This is a genomic window from Corynebacterium sp. c3Ub_189 (genome assembly GCF_039907195.1).
In the GTDB taxonomy this organism is placed as follows: Bacteria; Actinomycetota; Actinomycetes; order Mycobacteriales; family Mycobacteriaceae; genus Corynebacterium.
On the sequence record NZ_JASBOF010000028.1, the window covers coordinates 1 to 16240 of the forward strand.

13 protein-coding genes are annotated in these 16240 nt (G+C 57.9%); 7 read left to right on the plus strand and 6 right to left on the minus strand.

Annotation, left to right across the window (positions count from 1 at the left end):
• Positions 1 to 70: 70 nt before the first annotated feature.
• The 3 genes from QKD99_RS10990 to QKD99_RS11000 form a co-directional block, all read right to left on the minus strand.
• Positions 71 to 319 (minus strand): WhiB family transcriptional regulator, encoded by a 249-nt coding sequence (locus QKD99_RS10990; protein WP_005528147.1) that lies wholly within the window; start codon positions 317 to 319, stop codon positions 71 to 73.
• A 565-nt stretch (positions 320 to 884) separates the two neighbouring features.
• Positions 885 to 1979: an NDP-sugar synthase gene (locus QKD99_RS10995; RefSeq protein WP_239278732.1), complete on the minus strand. Its 1095-nt coding sequence runs from the start codon at positions 1977 to 1979 to the stop codon at positions 885 to 887.
• A 101-nt stretch (positions 1980 to 2080) separates the two neighbouring features.
• Positions 2081 to 2980, minus strand: a complete 900-nt coding sequence (locus QKD99_RS11000; RefSeq protein ID WP_239278731.1) for a glycosyltransferase family 2 protein — start codon at positions 2978 to 2980, stop codon at positions 2081 to 2083.
• A gap of 124 nt (positions 2981 to 3104) precedes the next feature.
• On the opposite strand from QKD99_RS11000, the gene QKD99_RS11005 reads away from it, so the two are divergent.
• From QKD99_RS11005 to QKD99_RS11030, 6 genes are all read left to right on the plus strand, one after another.
• Positions 3105 to 4736 (plus strand): LCP family protein, encoded by a 1632-nt coding sequence (locus QKD99_RS11005; protein WP_239278730.1) that lies wholly within the window; start codon positions 3105 to 3107, stop codon positions 4734 to 4736.
• Between the two features lie 25 nt (positions 4737 to 4761).
• Positions 4762 to 5424, plus strand: a complete 663-nt coding sequence (locus QKD99_RS11010; protein WP_239278728.1) for a TIGR03089 family protein — start codon at positions 4762 to 4764, stop codon at positions 5422 to 5424.
• Between the two features lie 45 nt (positions 5425 to 5469).
• Positions 5470 to 6207 (plus strand): sulfite exporter TauE/SafE family protein, encoded by a 738-nt coding sequence (locus tag QKD99_RS11015; RefSeq protein ID WP_239278727.1) that lies wholly within the window; start codon positions 5470 to 5472, stop codon positions 6205 to 6207.
• 502 nt (positions 6208 to 6709) lie between these two features.
• The gene (locus tag QKD99_RS11020) at positions 6710 to 8101 is read left to right on the plus strand and encodes a hypothetical protein (protein WP_284766748.1); all 1392 of its coding nucleotides are present in this window, start codon (positions 6710 to 6712) and stop codon (positions 8099 to 8101) included.
• Between the two features lie 469 nt (positions 8102 to 8570).
• Positions 8571 to 9890, plus strand: a complete 1320-nt coding sequence (locus QKD99_RS11025) for a septum formation initiator (RefSeq protein WP_347951445.1) — start codon at positions 8571 to 8573, stop codon at positions 9888 to 9890.
• 57 nt (positions 9891 to 9947) lie between these two features.
• A complete protein-coding gene (locus QKD99_RS11030; RefSeq protein WP_284766750.1) occupies positions 9948 to 10238 on the plus strand; it encodes a YrhK family protein in 291 nt (96 codons plus the stop codon).
• A gap of 265 nt (positions 10239 to 10503) precedes the next feature.
• On the opposite strand, the gene QKD99_RS11035 is transcribed toward QKD99_RS11030, so the two are convergent.
• The 3 genes from QKD99_RS11035 to QKD99_RS11045 form a co-directional block, all read right to left on the minus strand.
• Positions 10504 to 11823: an MFS transporter gene (locus QKD99_RS11035; RefSeq protein WP_284815604.1), complete on the minus strand. Its 1320-nt coding sequence runs from the start codon at positions 11821 to 11823 to the stop codon at positions 10504 to 10506.
• A 396-nt stretch (positions 11824 to 12219) separates the two neighbouring features.
• On the minus strand, positions 12220 to 13530 hold the full coding sequence (locus QKD99_RS11040) for a threonine/serine exporter family protein (protein WP_284767915.1): 1311 nt from the start codon (positions 13528 to 13530) through the stop codon (positions 12220 to 12222).
• Positions 13531 to 14043: 513 nt separating this feature from the next.
• Positions 14044 to 15261 (minus strand): amidohydrolase, encoded by a 1218-nt coding sequence (locus QKD99_RS11045; RefSeq protein ID WP_347951446.1) that lies wholly within the window; start codon positions 15259 to 15261, stop codon positions 14044 to 14046.
• Between the two features lie 292 nt (positions 15262 to 15553).
• Here QKD99_RS11045 and QKD99_RS11050 point away from each other — a divergent pair, with 292 nt between their 5' ends.
• Positions 15554 to 16171: a M48 family metalloprotease gene (locus QKD99_RS11050; protein WP_347951447.1), complete on the plus strand. Its 618-nt coding sequence runs from the start codon at positions 15554 to 15556 to the stop codon at positions 16169 to 16171.
• The last annotated feature ends 69 nt before the right edge of the window (positions 16172 to 16240 follow it).

A 16240-nucleotide genomic window follows, 5' to 3' on the forward strand; every position in this document is an offset into this window, starting at 1 on the left:
GTTTCGCGGCAGCAGAAAAGCCCCTGGCCGCACATTGCGTGCTAGCCAGGGGCCTCACTGGACACCTTAATTATCCAATCTCGCGCTTGAGGCGGCGGCGCTCGCGGTCCGATAGCCCGCCCCAAATACCGAAGCGCTCATCGTGCTCCAGCGCGTACTCCAAGCATTCATCGCGTACCGCGCAGGCCTGGCAGATGCGCTTGGCCTCACGGGTAGAGCCTCCCTTTTCAGGGAAGAATGCTTCAGGGTCGGTCTGTGCGCACAGCGCCTGGTCCTGCCACTCCTGCTCGACGGCACCGAAGAGTTCATCGAGCGACATCTCTGCAGCAGCACCGCCACGGAGAATGGCGTTGTTATTAGCCATTTTGTCCACGCCTTTTCCTTTCTCCGAGGTTGGGTAATTCTCATCAGTGCGACCGACTGTACACCACATTCCCCTTGGGCAACCCCGCCGGGATGGTGTGGAAGTAACGGCGCCGGCCGCTGTTTCTTTCACTGATGTAATTTCACACCGGATCACTAAATATCGTCAACCCGAATTGGCGGCTTCTTCGCGCTTTCCGGCAAAAACGCAGCACACGATCCCCATCCGTCACATCTGTAACAACTGATCCCCTATGGGGGTGTAGGTAGGGGGTACTACATGTAGTGGTACCCCGTTTTTCTGTCAACAATTTTCAGGAAATTCCGGCGTGTCGCGCGCACAACGCCGCAAAGAAGGGATCCACCCCCTCCGCGCCCGCACTGATTCCGCACCATGTCGGCCGTTGCGGACAGGCGGGCTCGGTGACCCATAAAAAGAGAGGCCGAACCGAGGCTCCATTGTCCTCAGTTCGACCTATGTCAGCTGGACCTAGTGCAGTGCCCAGACCACGGCGAAAGCGTTAAGCATCGGAGCTAAAACGCACGCCGGCATCGGGGATGGAAACGCCGGGGAAGACACGCATGCCGTCGAGAAGCTCGCAGCGTGCGCCGACGTGGGCACCTTCACCAATGACACAGTTCTCAATGACCGCGTTGGCGCCAATGTGGGCGCCGGAGGCAATGATCGAGTTGTGGATGATGGCGCCGGGCTCAATGCGCACGCCGTCGAAGACAACGGTGCCCTCCAGGCGGGAGCCCGCGCCCACCTCGGAGCCACGGCCCACGGCGGTACCGGATAGCAACAGCACGCCACCGGCGATTCCGGCGGAAGGATCTACCAGGGATTCACCAGTCTTGCCCTCAATCAGCGGGGAAGGCGCGATGCCGCGTACTAGGTCGGAGGAACCACGGGTGAAGTCATCCGGGCGGCCCATATCGCGCCAGTAGGAGTTGTCTACGTGGCCTACAACCAGCCGGCCTTCAGCCAAGAGCCCTGGGAAGGTTTCGCGTTCCACGGAAACAACGCGGTTGGCCGGGATGGACTCGATGACGGAGCGCTTGAATACATAGCAACCGGCGTTGATCTGGTTGGTTGGCGGATCCTCGGTCTTTTCTAGGAACGCAGTAACTCGGCCGTTGGAGTCGGTCGGCACGCAACCAAACGCACGCGGGTCAGCCACGTTGAGCAGGTGCATGGTGACATCGGCGTCTTTGTCATGGTGCGTGGTGAGGATGCCTTCCAGATCCATGCCGGAGAGCACGTCACCATTGAAGACCATGACCGTGTCATTGCGCAGCTTGTCGTAGACGTTGCGGATGCCGCCGCCGGTGCCGAGCGCGGTCTCTTCCACCACGTACTCGATTTCTAGGCCCAGCTCGGAGCCATCACCGAAGTACTCCTCAAAGACCTCGGCCTTATAGGAAGTAGACATGACGACGTGCTCGATGCCGGCGGCCTTGATGCGGGCGAGCAGGTGCTGCAGGAACGGGTAGTTTGCCGTCGGCAGCATCGGCTTCGGCGTACCGATGGTTAGTGGGCGTAGGCGGGTGCCGCGGCCGCCGACGAGAATCACTGCATCCGTGCTGGCACCGTGGGTGGTGGCTGCTTCAGTCATAGTCTTCCTTATGTATGCGGACAGTTTTATTCTGTGATTTTCTGAGGGACAGTGTAGAGCGTATGGCGCGCAATCCAGTTCAACGGCACGCGCACCGAGCCTTAAGAACGTGCCGAGGCTGAGGCAATAAGCCCGCGGACTCGCAGGCCCAACCACAACGCGCCGCGCAGTGGGGCCTGCCACCATGCGGGGTGGCGGTCTGCCTGAAAGCGATAGGCGGAGTTGTGGTGGGCGCGCAGCATCGCTCCGGCGTGCGCTTGGGTGGAATGCCCCTTAGCGTGGCTGATGACGGCCTCTGGGCAAAAGATGTTTTGGTAGCCGGCGCGCGTGAAGCGATCTCCTAGATCTACGTCTTCGAGATACATGAAGTAGCGCTCATCAAATCCGCCAATGGCGTCGAAGGCATCCCAGCGCACAAGAAGGCAGGAACCGGATAACCATCCGGCTGGGCGCTGGGAGGTCATATCGGCTTCATCGCGGTAGGCGCGCGACCATGGATTGGACGGCCAGATCGAAGAAAAGAGTGCGTGCCCAATGCCGGTAGCCACGGTGGGCACGGCGCGGGCCGAGGGATAGTTGCTGCCATCCGGCTCCACGATGCGCGGGCCCACGGCCGCAGCATCCGGCCACTGGCGGGCGCACTCAATGAGTTGATCAATAGATCCCGGGGTAAAGGCAACATCGGGATTAGAGATAAGGAAAAATTCCTCGTCCACGCCACCGTGCTCGCGGGCGAAGCGGGCACCCGCATTCATGCCAGCGCCGTAGCCGATATTTCCGCCAGTATCGAGAAAGTCCACCCCGGCACGTTCGCGGGCGGCGGCCTCGGGCACGCCGTCGGTGGAGCCATTATCCGCAAGCACAACATTGGTGCCGCGAGCGCAGGCGCTCGGCAGGGAGTCCAAAAAACTACCGAGGTATTCACCGGGACTATAGGTCACGGTAATCACGGCCAGCGGGGATTGATTTGGTGTAGTCACAATGGCCCCGAGCTTAGTCACAGACGCTCCTCGCACTGGGCAGGGACACTGCCCGAACACGCGAAATCGGACACGGATCACTAATTTTTGGCTTTTCTGCCCTAAACTGTCTCCAGATCCCCACCAATCTAGAAAGCCTCCACTTGTGACTTCTGAGAACACTCGCCGGGCGCGCACCATCCAGCCGGCGCCCTCTGCCGCTAGTGCGGTAAAGCAAAAAGGTTCCACGGCCATCAAGGCGATCGTGGCACTCCTGTCTGCCTTGATCCTGGTGGTATCTGGCGTGGGTTATGCCACCGTAGGCCGGCTGGATAGTGGCATGTCTTCGGCCACTGACTTGTCCCTAGACGGCCAGGGCTTGTCCGGTAACTCGCTCGATGGCGCAGTAGATATCTTGCTGGTGGGCAAGGATTCGCGCACCGATGCCAAGGGCAATCCCCTCTCCGAGAAGGAACTGGCGGACCTGCACGCCGGCGTGGCCGATGGTGAGGAAAATACCGACACCATGATGCTCATCCGCGTTCCGGAGGACGGTTCCCGCGCCACCGCCGTATCCATTCCGCGCGATACCTATGTCAAGGATCCGGACTACGGCAATATGAAGATGAATGCCGTCTTCGCCTCCCACAAGAACGCCAAGGTGGAAGAGCTCGAGCAGGAAAATGCCGAGGCGGAGGCCAAGGGCAAAAAGAAGCCGCATTCGGATAAGGACATCGAAAAGCAGGGCGTCGAAGCCGGCCGCGAAGGATTGCTGGCCATGGTGCGCACCCTGACCGGCGTGTCTATTGATCACTACGCCGAGGTGGGCCTGTTGGGCTTTACTTTGCTCACTGACGCCGTCGATGGCGTAGATGTCTGCCTCAACGATGATGTTGATGATGACATGTCTGGCGCTAAGTTCAGCAAGGGCAAGCAGACCCTCGACGGCGCCAAGGCCCTAGCCTTCGTGCGCCAGCGCTATAACCTCCCGCGCGGCGACCTCGACCGCATCGTGCGCCAGCAGGCCTTCATGGCGTCCCTGGTCAATAAGATCCTGGACAACGACACCCTGGCTAATCCTTCCAAGCTGTCTAAGATTGCCAAGGCGGTAGAGCGCTCCGTAGTCATCGATGAGGGCTGGGACATCATGGGCTTTGTTACCCAGCTGGCCGGTCTGGCCGGCGGCAATGTCACCTTCACCACTATCCCGGTGACCTCCATCGACGGCCAGGGCGATTATGGCGAATCCATCGTCACCATCGATTCCGCCGAGGTCCACCGCTTCATGGATGACCTGGCCAAGACCCACGATGAAGCCACCGATGAGTCCAAGGCCGAAGATAAGGACAAGCAAGAAAAGGCGGACAAGGACAAGGACGTCGATCCGAATATCAATATTCACGTCCTCAACGCCGGCAATATTGATGGCTTGGCCTCCGGCATCGGCTCTTGGCTGGAAGGCAAGGGCTACACGGTGGAGCGTTCCGCCAATGCGCAGCCGGGCATCTACAGCGAGTCGCAGGTGGTCGCCGCCGATCCGACGAGCAAGGAAGCTAAGGCCCTGGCCAAGAAGCTGGGCGGGGTGCCGGTGGCAGAGAATACGCAGCTCGATGACGACACCCTCATCGTGGTTGCTACCGATGATTACCAGGGACCTTCCGATAAGGAAGCCAGCGACCAGCAGCCGGAGGAAGATAAGTCCAGCCAGCCGGTTGGCACCCCAGGCAACGACTTCGGTACCGCCAAGGTTTCCCCAGAGATCGATGCTGGTGGCGACGGCCCGCGCTGCGTGAACTAGCACTTCTCCCCTACGATGGGCGGGTATGGAACTACTCGCCCATCTTTTGCGTGCCGATGCCGCCTCCCCGCGGCTTACCGTATACAACGAGTCCACCGGCGCGCGCATGGATTTTTCCGCACAAACGCTCGACAATTGGGTGGCCAAGATCGCCAATATGCTGGAAGAAGAGCTCGACCTAGAGGCGGATTCCACCATCGCTATCGATCTTCCTTCCTCGTGGCAGGCGGCCGTTGTGGCCTTGGGCGCCCTTGCTTCTGGCCCTTCCTATAGCTTTGGCGAGTCTGCCGCGCTTGCCGACGTCGTCTTTACCTCCCCTTCCCGCTACGCGGCCGCCCACGAGCGCCAGCCCCAGGCCGACATCGTGCTCATTAGCGAGAACCCCTTTGGCCGCGGCGTGGTCGAGTCCGGCGGGGAGCTTCCCACCGGCGCCATCGATTTTGGCCCCACCGTGCGCTTCTACGGCGATCAGTACTTCGGAGAAACCCAACCACTGCCCCAGCTTGTCGATGCCCCCGCTACCGCCGAGCGCCTACTTTCTACCGGCTGGTCCGATAATGAGTCTTTCTCCCGCGCCGTGCTCGAGCCCCTAGCCGCTGGCGGTTCCGCGGTCATCGTTGCCGGCATGTGCCCGGCCGAGCGCTTAGAGGAAATCGCCGCCAATGAGAAGGCCACCGCACGCCTCTAATTGTTTCTGTATGCAGGCTAGACCCAGATATACTTAGCCCTCGTTATGTTTCTGGGAATCTCTGTGGACGCATGGTCCTCTATCTTCATCGGCGTCCTCATCCTCGCTGGCACCATTACTCAGGGCACCATCGGCTTTGGTTTAGGCACCATTGCCACGCCCATTATCGCACTCATTCGACCTGAGCTCGTGCCCACGCTCATTCTGCTGCTGGCACTGTGCATTTCCAGCTATACGCTCGCGCGCACCTTCCGCGAGACATCCTGGCGCGTGGTGGGCATTTCCTCCCTCGCCCGCATTCCCGGTTCCCTGGTGGGCGCGTGGGCAATCGCCAGCCTCTCTCCCGATGGGCTGTCCATCTTCATCGGTTGCGCCGTACTCCTTGCTATGACGCTATCCAGCTTGGGCTGGAGCCCTCGCCCCACCACCGCCAATACGCTCATCGCCGGCGTAGCCTCCGGCATCCTGGGCACCTCGACCTCCATCGGCGGCCCGCCCATGGCGCTGATTATGAAGCGCTTCGACCCAAACCGCACCCGCGGCACCTTGGCGGGCACCTTTGTCCTCGGAACCTTAATTTCTCTTATAATTCTGGCGTTTAATGGGCAGATCACCAGCACTCAGGTGACCGCAGCGGCGGCCTACTTCCCCCTCGTTGTCGTGGGTCTCGTTGCCGCCAACTACCTCAACCGTTTTATAGATAGGCGCCTCCTCAACCGCATCGTCATCATCGTGGCCATCTGCGCGGCGCTCATGCTTATTGCCGAAGCCGCCCTTTTCTAGCCCTACCCGCTACCCCTCAGCGGAAGGCCCCGGCAGGTTCCAGTTGCGGAACACGTCAACCTCTGCAATGTAAACGCCTTTAACTTATGTCACGTAACATTCACGCTTAGGCATTTTATAACCTCTTTCCACCCGCCTAAATGCAGCGTACGGCGCATATTGTGACATGTCCACAACTTTTCAACAGGGTGCCAATACCTTTCTCGCAGCCACAGGAACACCCCCACCTAGGGGTGTTACAAATTTAAGTCGATCGGCCATTGTATATACATCTATCCATCAATAATTTTTCACACACTGCCAGCCATCTAGCGGGAATAAATCCCAATAAACAGGTTGGTCTATATAAAAAATACCCACCCTCCGCTCCAGTAAATATATAGACATCTAAGAGATGACTTAATTATGAGCCTGTTTTAGCGTTTTCTTAGCGCAACACTGTGAGTTGCTGGATTTCATTCATAAGTTCATTCATTTTCTACCTGCCCAGGAGAAGTTCTATATGTCGATTCGTCGTCGCATGACCGGCCTGACCGCCGGCCTCATCGTCGCCGGCACCGCTTTCGCGGCACCGCTGGCTGGCGCAGCTACCCAGACCGAGTCCTACCCGGAGACCCCGGCTCTGAACCCGGATCTGCCAATCATCCACACCACCCACGGTTCCGACCACAAGAAGGCGAACGTCCTGAACCCTCGCCCGGTATGTAACCCGTGGGAGGACCACCGCACCGTGGTCTACAAGGTCTCCGATCGGTTCCTGCCGGCCGGCACCATCTCCACCACCAACCAGACCAAGAAGGACATTCCGCTGCAGCAGGATCTGTCCAAGTCTCAGTCCATCTCCCTTTCCGTCAACGGTGACCGCACCGAGACCACGTCCATGAACCTGGGCGGCAAGGGCTCCGGCAAGAAGGGTGAGGGCTCCTTCGGCATCTCCCACGAGATCGCCACCAAGATCGGCGCTAGCGCTTCCTACTCCCTGTCCTGGGAAGCTGGCCAGTCCATCGGACCTTACGACGTTCCGCCAAACCACACCGGTGAAGCTACCTACGGCTTCCGCGTGCTGAACATGACCGGCACCCAGCAGTACTGCAAGCCTAACGGCACCTGGTCCACCCCGACCGCATGGAATGCAATGCAGCCGGTAAAGAACGAGGTTCGCGTCAAGCTGTACGACAAGCTGTCCGACTCCTACGCTCCTAACAAGGACGCTCAGAACACCACCGACGTCAATGACCCGAAGGTTGTTGAAGAGGACAAGAACCTCGAGGCTGACGCAGAGGTAATCAAGGACTCCGAGGGCAACGCCAAGGAAGCAACCGAGAAGGTCTCTGAGGCAGAGGGCAAGAACGAAGAGGCTGCCGACAAGAAGAAGCAGGAAGAGGTCGATGCCAAGGAGGACAAGAAGGACTCCAAGCACAAGCTCGACCTCGAGCCTTACCTGACCGTGTCCGGCGCTAAGCACGCTGGCTTCGCAGGCACCGTTGCTCTGCGCGCTAAGAACGTTGGCTCCGAGCGTTACTACGGCGAGTTCCCAGCTACCCAGTTCCGCGTTGACGTGAAGACCGTTAAGGGCCCGAAGGGCGTTGACCGCCTCATCACCCCGCGTTCCTCCAACGGCGCTCACATCCGTGACTTGGGCTTCAATGAGAAGACCTCCACCCGCTCCTTCGAGGTAACCCTGGCTAACCCGATTAACGCTGGCGAAGAAGCTCGCATCGCTAACCTGGACTTCGGCGACGGCAAGACCAAGGAAGGCCGCCTCATCAACAACATCGAGGTAACCCAGACCTCCCGCATCAAGGGTGATGACTCCAAGCACAACGACCAGAACGTTGACTCCCGCGAGCACACCATGAAGGACACCGGCAAGAAGGCTGAGGGCCTGTTCTAAGAACACCCCACTTCTGCCCTAGGGACACAGTTTCCTAGCCAGTCACTTCAAAAGGCCGCTGCACCATCAAACGGTGCAGCGGCCTTCCTTCATGTCCCCCCTACCCATACACGTCATCACTCTGCTCCAGATGCTCCCACCGAGGCCTTGGACGAGCACCCAGAAATTGCAGAGCTCTTCGCTCCTCTTTCGCAGCTGCTTACCGACGAAAAGATGCAGGAACTCACGCCCGCGTCGACGTCGATGGCGAGGACTGCACCACCATAGCGCTGGATTTCTTGAAGGAAGAAGACCTGATCGCGGACTAGCTGCGGCACCTTAACAAGATTCTCAAAGACCGCTGCACCACCCTCGGTGCGGCGGTCTTTAACATTTATTTAACGTAGATCACAAATTTGCTTTCGTTCGCTAACACCTTCAGATAGATTGTTTATGTTAGCTCATTCACAAGTACTGAAGGATGAATTCTATGTCTCACACTACTGCGAATGCGCCCGCTTCACCGGCCAGTTCACCCACTACCGGCGGCGCAGACACCCCCAACAACAGCCAGGTGACCGCCAATAAGGCCGTCAATAGCCAATGGACAATCACGCTCTTCGGCACTGCCGTGGGCGCAGGTATCCTCTTCTTGCCGATTTCTGCCGGCAGCTTCGGCTTCATCCCGCTACTGGTAGCCACTCTGCTCATCTTCCCGATGACCTACTTAGCCCACCGTGCCTTCTCCTGGATCATTAGCTACTCGCCGCTGCATGGCGAGGACGTCCTCGCGGTACTCACCCACTTCTTCGGCCGCGGCAACGGCATCATCCTCGCCATCATCTACTGGTTCACTATCTTCCCGGTGGTGCTCATTTACGGCGTATCGATTACTAATACAGTCGATAGTTTCATCGTCAACCAACTAGGCGGACCGGAAATTTCCCGCTACATCTTGGCACCGCTATGCGTGGGACTTATGACGCTGGCACTTGCCTTTGGCAATGCCATCATGCTGAAGATTGCCCAGTTCGTGGTTTACCCGCTCATCGTGGCGCTCGCAGCAGTATCGCTCTACCTCATCCCGCAATGGGACTTAGGTTCCTTCATGGAAGCCGGCGATCACAGCGCCGGCGGTGTACTCAAGGCCATCATCCTTATCCTTCCCGTCTTGGTCTTCTCCTTTTCCTTTGTTGCCGCCATCTCCCAATTCTCCCTGGGCATGGAAAAGGAATACGGCGCGGACCACCACGCGCAGTCCGATAAGGTCATCCGCAACTCCGCCATCCTGCTGACCCTTTTCACCATGTTCTTCGTCTGGTCCTGCGCCCTGGCCATGGGCGCGGACGGCATGCAGGAGGCTAATGACAAGAACCTTCCGGTACTCTCCTACTTCGCCAATGAAACCGGCACCCCGTTTATGGCCTACATGGCGCCCATTGTTGTAATCTTCGCGGTGGCCTCCTCTTACTTTGGCCACGCCCTTGGCACCATCGAGGGGACCCAGTACCTCTTCAACCTGGCTGCACCGAAGGCCACAAAGAAGATGTCTACGCGCACGCTTGACCTGTGGACCCACCTCTTCATCTTCATCACCACGTCTCTAGTAGGAATTTTCAACCCCTCCATCCTGGATATGATTTCTGTCGTAGGCGGCGTCTTCTTCGCCTTCATGACCTACCTGCTGCCTATTTGGGTCATCTACCGCGTGGAGGCACTAGCCCGCTTCCGCGGTAAAAAGACCAACTACTTTGTGGCAGTCATGGGCTTAATCGTGCTCTTTGCCACCATCTGGGGAATGTTCCAATAATCGCACAAAAACGTGGCTCGACAAGGACTTTTCCTGTCTAGCAAGGTGGGAGACATCATGTCAGAACAGGAAAAAGATCCCGACCTAGAAATCAAGCTCGGGCAGAACAACGAAATCAAAATTAAAAACAAGTACGAGACGTTTTCCATTGCCAATGACATCGCCATCTCCGTGGTCTTCATCCTTGGCTCGGTGCTGACGCTGGCCGGCATGTCAATGGTCGCCACCGTCTTCTATCTTCTCGGCAGCCTAGGCATGGCAGCCCGCCCGGCCATCCGCCTGAAGCGCCGCACGCACCTGCAGCGCATTGGGGCAGATGCCAATACCGCCGAAAGTTACGACTACTAGGCGCAATGGGCAGACGGGGCTAACAGTAAACTTTCAGCAACTGGCAGCGACCTATCAGGCGCAATCCATTGCAGTAGCAGCCCCGTACCCCATACTTAAATCATGCGTTTGAGAGAGCGCATACGAGAGAGATAGAGAGAACCCCTCAGTTTCCAGAGGGCGGCTAAAGCCGATACATGGAAACACCTTGTAGAGAGAGACGCCTGCGGCCCTCGGTTCCTTTTAGGTTCCGAGGGCCGCAGGCGTTTTACACGGCTCCAAGGTACTACTCGTGCAATTTATTCTTCTTCGACGCGAAGAGAACCGCGATGCCGGTCACCAGCGCCGCGGCCACCAAGTAGAAGGCGGGGGCAAGCTGCAGACCAGTGACGTCAATAAGCCAAGTGGCAATCATCGGTGCGGTACCACCGAATACAGCGTTGGCCGTATTAAACGTCAATGCGAAGCCGGACAGGCGCACGTGCGTGGGGAATTGTTCGGAAAGGAAGGAGGGCAGGACGCCGTCGTTAAGCGCCAGTACGCCACCCAGGCAGACCTGAATGATAATGACGAGGAAGAGTCCGGCGCCATCGAGAAGCATGAAAGCCGGAATGATGGTCACGCCCATGAACGCGGCCGCGCACAGCATCGTCGTGCGGCGACCAAGACGATCCGAAAGCATGCCGGTGAGCAAGGCAAAGCCCACATAGAATGCGGACGCCACCGAGGATGCGATAAACGCCGGCGTCGCGGCCATGCCCAACTCCTCCGACAGGTAAGTGGGCAGGTAGGTCAAAATGACGTAGAAGCCAATGGCGTTGAGCACCGCTCCCGCAAAGGCAATGGCCAGGGCCTTGGGGTACTTCAGAACCTCGCGCAGCGGGGACTCCTCCGGCTCATCCTGGTCCTCAAAGTGGGAGGACTCTTCCGTGTTGCGGCGAATCCACAGGCCGTACAGACCCAAAGGCAGCGCAATCAGGAATGGCACACGCCAACCCCAGGAATCCAGGGCGGCATCATCAAGGACTCCAGTCAGCAGCGCCGCAATGAGCGAGCCCAAGAGCAAGCCCGAGGCCGTCGCGGACGGCACCACCGCCGAATAGATGCCACGCTTGCCGGCCGGGGCAATCTCAGCCAGGTGCGTGGCCGCGCCCGCATACTCGCCGGCTGCGGAAAAGCCCTGCACCATGCGGCACAGCAACAGCAAGATAGAGGCGGCAAAGCCAATGGTGGCATAGCCCGGCAGGAATCCGATGCACGCGGTTGCCACCGACATCATCACAATAGACACCGTCAGCGTGTGGATGCGCCCGTATTTATCACCAAAGTGACCCCACACAATGCCGCCCAACGGCCGTACCAGGAACGACAGCGCGAAGAGCGCAAACGTCATAATCAGCGCGCGGCGGCCTTCCATCTCCGGAAAGAACACCCGGGAGATAATCGCCGACATATAGATATAGGCCGCATAGTCGAACCACTCGATGAAGGTGCCAATAAACGCCGCCTTAATGGCCGAGCGATGCTGGCGTTGTGTATCTTTTGCCTCTTCCACCTGCGCCGGCAGGGCGTCCTTGGCTGGGGGTTGGGCTGTGAGAGGAGACATGCTCCTCACCTCAATTCTGTAGCTCTACAAGCATGTGAAACGGCGCAGCCTGACTGCGCGCATATCTTCCACCCTACAGAAACCAACTATGCTCTATGTCACTTTCACGCGCCAATGTTGCACACATCCACCTCTGCCCCGCTTTCCGACGCCCTCCCCACCCAATTCCCAGCCACTAACAGCAACCCAACAGCCAGCCCCCATGGGCGCTACAGCCCAGTGCCCCATACTGAAATCGTGCGTTTGAAAGAGCGCATATGAGAGATAGAGAGAACCCCTGCAGTTTCCACAGGGCGGCAGATGCCGATATATGGAAACGACATGAGAGACGCCTGTGGCCTCCAGCTCCGAAAGGAACTGGGGGCCACAGGCGTTTCCCTAGCTAAAGTCTAGGCATCATGCGGAAGAAGGCCTCTGCGGAAGCTTTTTATCAAAATCAATGAGGCGGCCCAAGGCCCAATCCTTATCAGTGAGCAGGCGAGAAAACACCAAACCGGCACCAATAGATCCAACTACCATCATTCCAGTTGCTACATTGGCCAATGCTTGATCCATCTGACCATCGTTCAAATAAAACACCGCCCGGAACATTGTCACCCCTGGGATCATAATCACCGCGGCCGGAACGGTGGTTGTAATACGAGGAAGACGTGCCCTTTTAGAAGCTACTGCCCCCAGCAACCCGATGATTAATCCACCCACAAAGGCTGCAAAGAAAATGGTTGTTCCCGCGTGAATTAGAATCAAACGAAGCTCATTTGCCACGGTTCCAACGCACGCCGCTACTAAGACCATGCGGCGAGAAGAGTTAAAAAGAAAAGCAAACCCAGCAATGCCCAGAAAACTTGCTAGCGGCGCCAACAGAAACCATTGCATATCCTGCGCAGGTGCAGGTGGGTCAGGACTAAGTTTTGTCAGCCAGCTAACCATAGAGACCGTGAAAGCCGCCGTGAATATGACGGTAAAGGCGTACCCCAATCTGACAATCCCCGCATCAAGATCAAATCGCGCTATGTCGATCAAAGCAGAGAAAAGTGGAAACCCGGGAATCAGGAATAAAACGGCCGCCACAAAACCCGAGGACAGTTCACTGGGCTCCACCGAACCTAAAGCTCCGAAGATCTCCGTCAACAAGAAGAAAACTATGCTTGCCGTCGCACCACCAGCAATCACTCCTCCAATTTGATGAACGTGACGGTGGAGAACTGTATAACGAACAAACTGGCCTGCAAACGCCGCCAAAGCAACCAACCCTACTGCTTCCAGCGGGAAAAAATTAAGATACGCAAACGCCGCACATGCGATCGCGGCAGCGAAAGAAAGAGTTAGACCGCCCCAGCGCTTTTTGACATTATGCTCAATAGCATCCAGCATCGCCGCTAATTCCTGAGCGGTGATCCCTGCGTAGAGGCGATTGTGGGTCAAATCTTCCAAGGCTTCAATCCGAGAGGCATCAACTGCAGGCGAATGCTGCCGAGCAATGACCGTCCGGAAGTATTCGCCGCGGTGAAACGTACAGGTAATCTGCGTCAGACCCACTGTGGCATCTAGATGGTCAAACCCCAGAGCTCGTGCACTCCGTTTCATCCCTCTAAGTACGCGATAACCAGAGGTGCCGGCACCCATTAGGAGCATTCCCACCCGCAATACAACGTCCGCCTCGACACCCATTTGCCGATGCATCTCCGGATCAAATTGTTGTGCCATCTCTCCTCCTCTGACACTGCTCTTGGCGCACAATTAAAGACTTGTCGACCCCAACCCGATAGCGCGCTTGTAGTTTCCCTAGAATCTTACGCAAAAGAAGCCTCTTGTGAATCAGGCTCATCGATCCAAGAGCCTCCACCTTGATACCCGTAACCTGATTGAGCTATTTTTTATCCTCCACCAAATGACTGCCACTATATTCACAGGCAAATGACAGACCCATGGCAGCCTAGCGCATTATCTTGAATTTGTGTGTTCGAGAGAACGCAAGAGAGATAGAGAGAACCAGTTCCAGCGCCCTGTGGCCCCAAGCGAGGCCCGGGCGTTGGAGCTGTTTTAGGGGTCTGTAGGTTGGGGCGTGGAGGAAGAAGTGGGCGTCGGAAAGCGATGCATGGACCAGATTCGCGGTTATGGAGCCTGCGGACTACTCCCCCGCTACCTCATACAGCGCGCATCCCAAAAAGCATGGCCGCACACACCATTGGAGCTGTACGGCCGAATGCTGCGCTTCGGTTAGCTGTTTCCTAGGTAACTCAGCGCAGCGGCGATAAGGGCTTCGGTGCCGGTGCGCAGAGTGGGCTGGAGCAGCGGGGCGAAGTGCGGACTGTGGTTGGGGACATCCTTCTCTTCTTCGCGGCCGGAAAATACCCAGAAGCAGTAGGGAACGCCGAAAGCGCGGGCAATGGTGGAAAAATCTTCCGAGGCGGTGAGGGGCTCAGCGTCGAGGACGCGGTCGGGACCGAAGTAGGACACAAAGGCTTCCTTAAGGCGCTCCGTGGTGCCCTCATCATTGCTGGTAAGCGGGTAGGAATCGTGATAAATGAACTCGGCCGGCTGCGGACTGCCGGCAGCCTGACACTCGGCATTAACGATGCGCTCGATCGCGCCGGTGATTTTATCGCGTACCTGCTCGCTATAGGCGCGCACATTGATTTTCAGGTTGGCCTCGAAGGGGATGATATTGGCCTTCGAGCCGGCGTTGATGGCGCCCACGGTCAGCACGCCGAATTCGGAGGGGTTGAGTTCGCGGGAGATGACCGTCTGCAAGCGCATGACAATGGAGCTGGCCAGTACCACGGGGTCAACGCTGAGGTGCGGCATGGAGCCGTGCGAGCCTTGGCCATAAACCTTGACGTCCATACTTACCGCGGTGGACATGAATGGGCCGGAGGCCAGCGCCACGGTGCCGGCGGGAAAGTTGCTGGCAAAGACGTGCTGGCCAAGTACTACGTCCGGCGTGGCAACCTTGTCCACAAGTCCGTCATCCACCATGGATTGAGCACCGGCTGCAATCTCCTCACCCGGTTGGAAGATGAGCTGTAGGGTGCCGGACCACTGGTCGGTTGCCTCCGCCATGAGCGCGCCCATGCCCAACAGGCTGGCCACGTGGGAGTCATGGCCGCAGGCGTGCATGACAGGGACGGTGTTTCCATCCGGATCAACGACGGTATCGGTGGAGGCGTATTCCAAGCCGGTATCCTCCTTAACCGGTAGGCCATCGAAATCCGCGCGCAGCATAACGGTAGGCCCGGCACCGTTTTCCAAGACACCGACCACGCCGCCGCCTGCTTCAATTTGGTGGAAGCCGAGATCGGCAAGTTTGTCCTTGATAATGCCCAGCGTGCGTTCTTCCTGCATGGATAGCTCTGGGTGCTGGTGCAGATCCTTATACAACAGCTCCTGCCAATCCTTGACGGAGTCATAGTTGCTGCAGACGTTACGGACAGACATTGCTTCCTCCTGTGGGCTCCTGGTGGATTGTGGGAGCCAGTGTAGTAAGTGTTACTCATGAAAAAGGGACAAGCGCTAAACAGCGGGACGAACGCAGTACTCTTCAGAGCCGACCAGTAATGACAAGCAAGTAGACAACACCTTGCATTCTTATTTTTCCCTTTGCAGACAATAAGAAACTGATATATGCTCGCACGCATAAGACACCCACACAATGCCGTTTACCACGGATATTGCTGGGAATATCGCACTCTGCGAACCTTAAAATCAACCGAAAGGTAACTCACTGCCTATGCCTTCTTTCAAGAAGCTTTCTGCCGCCACCCTGGCCGCTTCCGCCATTCTTGGCACCGTCGCCGCACCGGCCGCTAGCGCTAAGAGCGACCCAGTTCGCTCCCTCATCTCCCCGGGCACCTGCAAGACCATCACCAGGCTGGCTAACGATGGCAAGCCGGTCCCGGATCCTTCTATCCTCCACGATGAGGACTCCGTAAAGCCCTACTTCCAGGACGGCGTGCTGGAGTACAAGGTGGTCGGCGACTTCCCATACCGCAAGCAACTGGATGCCGCGGTAGCCGAGTGGAATAAGGCCCTCAAGGGCAAGGCTTCCCTGAAGGAAGTAAAGCCTTCCGAGGCTGACGATGACACCGTCGCCATCATCTACAAGCCGGACCCGAACGGCTACGTCCAGGGCGCCGCCTACCCGGACCACAAGATGGTCTTCATCAAGATTCCTAATGCCCAGTACCCAGAGGCAGTCCAGGGCACCATCGCCCACGAGCTGGGCCACATGATGGGCGCGGGCCACTCCTGCGCCGGCGCGCTCATGGCCGGCGCCAACCAGAACCCCATCTCTTACCACGTGACCCCGCTGGATGCGGCGGCTGTCATTCAGGGCCAGTTCGACTAAATCGCCTGACGCCCCCTTTCCCCTAGGCCCAGTACGGTGCCTAGGGGATTTTTCTGTCTTCACCCGTCT

Bases quoted from the DNA above. Each gene is read 5' to 3' on its own strand.
- QKD99_RS10995 (WP_239278732.1), bottom strand. From the start codon at position 1,979: ATGACTGAAGCAGCCACCACCCACGGTGCCAGCACGGATGCAGTGATT.
- QKD99_RS10990 (WP_005528147.1), bottom strand. From the start codon at position 319: ATGTCGCTCGATGAACTCTTCGGTGCCGTCGAGCAGGAGTGGCAGGAC.
- QKD99_RS11030 (WP_284766750.1), top strand. From the start codon at position 9,948: ATGTCAGAACAGGAAAAAGATCCCGACCTAGAAATCAAGCTCGGGCAG.
- QKD99_RS11035 (WP_284815604.1), bottom strand. From the start codon at position 11,823: ATGTCTCCTCTCACAGCCCAACCCCCAGCCAAGGACGCCCTGCCGGCG.
- QKD99_RS11015 (WP_239278727.1), top strand. From the start codon at position 5,470: ATGTTTCTGGGAATCTCTGTGGACGCATGGTCCTCTATCTTCATCGGC.
- QKD99_RS11045 (WP_347951446.1), bottom strand. From the start codon at position 15,261: ATGTCTGTCCGTAACGTCTGCAGCAACTATGACTCCGTCAAGGATTGG.
- QKD99_RS11010 (WP_239278728.1), top strand. From the start codon at position 4,762: ATGGAACTACTCGCCCATCTTTTGCGTGCCGATGCCGCCTCCCCGCGG.
- QKD99_RS11050 (WP_347951447.1), top strand. From the start codon at position 15,554: ATGCCTTCTTTCAAGAAGCTTTCTGCCGCCACCCTGGCCGCTTCCGCC.
- QKD99_RS11020 (WP_284766748.1), top strand. From the start codon at position 6,710: ATGTCGATTCGTCGTCGCATGACCGGCCTGACCGCCGGCCTCATCGTC.
- QKD99_RS11040 (WP_284767915.1), bottom strand. From the start codon at position 13,530: ATGGCACAACAATTTGATCCGGAGATGCATCGGCAAATGGGTGTCGAG.
- QKD99_RS11025 (WP_347951445.1), top strand. From the start codon at position 8,571: ATGTCTCACACTACTGCGAATGCGCCCGCTTCACCGGCCAGTTCACCC.